Annotated in this window: 2 pseudogenes; both read right to left on the minus strand. The window is 65.3% G+C overall.

Annotated elements, in window-relative coordinates:
• Positions 1-324 (minus strand): annotated as a pseudogene (locus tag ACJMNC_RS18260) (transposase); the annotation flags it as partial.
• A gap of 50 nt (positions 325-374) precedes the next feature.
• A pseudogene (locus ACJMNC_RS18265) lies at positions 375-1151 on the minus strand (MFS transporter); the annotation flags it as partial.
• Between the last annotated feature and the right edge of the window lie 199 nt (positions 1152-1350).

The following is a 1350-nucleotide window of genomic DNA, read 5'->3' on the forward strand; positions in this document are numbered from 1 at the left end:
TGAATCCCATGATCATCGGCTTCGGGGGTCGAGCGCCCCCGCGAAGAAAGTCGTGGCCGCCTGCAGGATCGCGACGTCTTCACGCAGACGCTTGTTCTCGGCCTTGAGGCGCTTGAGCTCGGCTGATTCCTCGCTCGTGGTGCCCGGACGGGCACCGGCATCGATATCGGCTTGGTTGATCCATCTGCGGACCGTTTCCTTTCCGACACCGACCTGCCGAGCGATCGCCGTCGCGGCCGCCGTGGGATTCGGATACTCCTGACCGTGCTCGGCGTACAGGCGCAGCGCCCGGGCCTTCACCTCTGGGTCGATCTTCTTGGGCATGATTGTCATCCTTCCTGACTCAGAAAGGAACGGCATCAAACCTGGGGCGGTTCAAGCAGCGGATGATCCGCCCGCAACTCCCACACTACGAACACCACTGTGGCCACCACCCCCAGCCCGAACCCGGCGACCACCACGGGATCCGACCAGCCGCGTACTGGGGCTTCGATGATGGCGAGCACCACTAGTCCGACCGCGAACACCACCGCGACCGATCCCATCACATCCATCAACGGCGGAGTTTCCTGGCGGGATTCAGGAATGGTGAAGGCACACAACAGCAGAAACACCCCCACCGCGGTCAGGCCGACGAAGATCGACTGCCACGACCAGTAGTCGAGCAGCAGCCCCGACCCGAGAATCCCCAGCAGACCCCCGGACCCGGCGACCCCCGCCCAGATCCCGACCGCGCGTCCCCGCTGCTGCTCGGGGAATCCCGCAGTCAGGATCGACAGCGTGGACGGCATCATGAACGCCGCCCCCACCCCGGCCGCGGCCCTCGCCGCGATCAACCACCACGGGGTCGATACCAACAGTGGCACCGCCGAGGCCAGCGAAAACAGCGCCAACCCCACGATCAGCACCGCCCGCCGGCCGTAGCGGTCACCCAGGGCCCCGGCGGGCAACACCAGACACGCCAACACCAGCGTGTACCCGTCGACCACCCAGGTGAGCTGGGTTTGCGTCGCCCCGGTGGCCACCGCAATGTTCGGAAGCGCGGTGTACAGGGCCGCCATTGAGGCGACCACCAGGGCCACCGACAGGCACGAGACCACCAACGTCCACTTCTGCGCCCGCGACAGCAGTACTCGATCATCGGCGGTCATGCAGCCACCTCCACTTAACGCTACAGTTGGTAGCGTTCCACTACTATGAGTAGCACAACGCGGGGTGCGGGGATAGTGCCTGCGGCTGATCCGAGGGCACAATTACGAGGTGGGCGAAGAAAGGATCAACCAGAACACCGACGACGACGAGGACCGGCTCGTGGATCCCCGCAAGGCACGCTCACGCGCACGACTGCTC

The sequence above is a fragment of the Gordonia sp. VNK21 genome (assembly GCF_046098115.1).
Classification (GTDB): Bacteria; Actinomycetota; Actinomycetes; order Mycobacteriales; family Mycobacteriaceae; genus Gordonia.